At 65.0% G+C, this 603-nt stretch carries 1 protein-coding gene; it reads right to left on the bottom strand.

Annotated elements, in window-relative coordinates:
* Positions 1–603, bottom strand: a 603-nt coding sequence (locus CH262_RS14420; RefSeq protein ID WP_179275012.1) for an acyl-ACP desaturase, incomplete at both ends; no start/stop codon positions are given.

Below are 603 nucleotides of genomic sequence, written 5' to 3'. Positions count from 1 at the left end.
ACGGGCCAGACGACGTCTTCGAGGTGCTGACGCAGGTCGTAGATGCCGTGCTTGGCCATCAACACACCGTTGCGGCGGAAGTTCGGCATGCCGGCACCGGGCATGACGAAGTTCGTCACGATGTCGGAGACCGCGTCGAGGGTCTGGTCGGGAGCGATGTCCATCGCTGCGCCGGTGATGTTGCGGTAGAAGATCATGTGCAGGTTCTCGTCGGCGGCGATGCGCTGGAGCATGCGGTCGGCGATCGGGTCGTCACAGACCTTGCCGGTGTTGCGGTGCGAGACGCGGGTCGCGAGTTCCTGGAACGTCACGTACGCCACCGAGTGGAGCAATCCGGTCTGCGAACCTGCGGGCGAGGCGAAGCCGTTGGTCATGTGGATCATGCGGGCTTCTTCGAGGGCGACGGGATCGACGCCTCGGGTGACGACGAGGTAGTCGCGCATGACGATGCCGTGGCGGTTCTCTTCGGCGGTCCAGCGGCCGACCCAGGTTCCCCAGGCACCGTCCTGGGAGAAGTTCTCGGCGATCTCACGGTGGTAGGACGGCAGATTGTCCTCGGTGAGCAGGTTGGTGATCATCGCGGCCTGCGCGACGTCGGAGAGC

The sequence above is a fragment of the Rhodococcus sp. 05-2255-1e genome (assembly GCF_002259025.1).
In the GTDB taxonomy this organism is placed as follows: domain Bacteria; phylum Actinomycetota; class Actinomycetes; order Mycobacteriales; family Mycobacteriaceae; genus Rhodococcoides; species Rhodococcoides fascians.
The sequence above is the reverse complement of the archived record's forward strand: the minus strand, read 5'-3'. Positions and strand labels throughout refer to the sequence as shown.